Origin of the sequence: Amycolatopsis kentuckyensis, from assembly GCF_002155975.1 — a bacterium.
GTDB classification, from domain to species: Bacteria; Actinomycetota; Actinomycetes; order Mycobacteriales; family Pseudonocardiaceae; genus Amycolatopsis; species Amycolatopsis kentuckyensis.
The window spans coordinates 1-856 of sequence record NZ_MUMI01000903.1; the positions used below are offsets into that span (position 1 = coordinate 1).

Consider the following 856-nt stretch of genomic DNA (forward strand, 5'->3'; position numbering starts at 1 on the left):
GTCCCTACTTCCAGACCTGGCGCGCTTCCCGTGATGCCGACCGCCTGAACACCCACCTGGAGGGCCGGGCGGCCACCGTCCTCCCCGGCTTAACCGTCACCGCTAAGGACGCCGTGTTCCACGTCAGCGACCATGAGAGCTACGCCGACCCGTACGACGCCGACATCGTCGCGCTCCTGGCCGACGCCATCGCGGGGGTGAGCGCGTGACCGCCACGGCCCTGTACGAGATCGAGACCAGCGAGGCCGACGACGGCACGACGGTCCCCGCCGAAGGCATCTGGAGTCCCGGCGAGGACGTCAAGGAGTACGGCTTCCTCGCCTACAGCGGCCTGCACATCACCGGCATCGGAGGGCCGGCCGACGATGATGCCTACCCGGCCGCCTTCGTCGCCCTCGGGCATCAGATGTGGTCCGCCGTCATCGAGGCCGCGGCCGCCTACATGGATCGTGTCCACGGCTGGCGGAGCCTCCACCTCTACCCAGGCGATGACCCGGCGGAGGTCATCCCCCGCATTCCGCGCGCCGTCCACACGCACGCTGTGATCCTCCGGCATCCGCACCCCGAGCACCCCTGCGGATGCGAATGGGAGAACACCTGGCGCCTGATCTACGCCCCCGCCACCGAGCCCGGTGACATCCCGATCACCGTCATGCGACACCCCCCCGCTAGGTCGACCGCATCAGCGATCCCCAGCCCCGACCACGGGGCCGCTGCCCGCAACCTGGGCTTTCTGACCGGCAGCACTCCACTCCTGAAGCCCTGTCCCCGGCACACGCCGGGGCAGGGCTTTTTTTGTTTCCGAGGTTCGGGAAGCGTCAACTCTGCGCTGTCTTCCACTCGATGGATCATGCAC

At 68.6% G+C, this 856-nt stretch carries 2 protein-coding genes; both read left to right on the forward strand.

What is annotated here, in order from left to right; all coding sequences use genetic code 11:
• The coding region (locus tag CCN39_RS49030; RefSeq protein ID WP_208630714.1) for a hypothetical protein at positions 1 to 209 on the forward strand (209 nt) is incomplete at its 5' end.
• On the forward strand, positions 206 to 856 hold a 651-nt coding region (locus CCN39_RS51445; RefSeq protein WP_208630715.1), incomplete at its 3' end, for a hypothetical protein. The genes CCN39_RS49030 and CCN39_RS51445, both read left to right, overlap by 4 nt.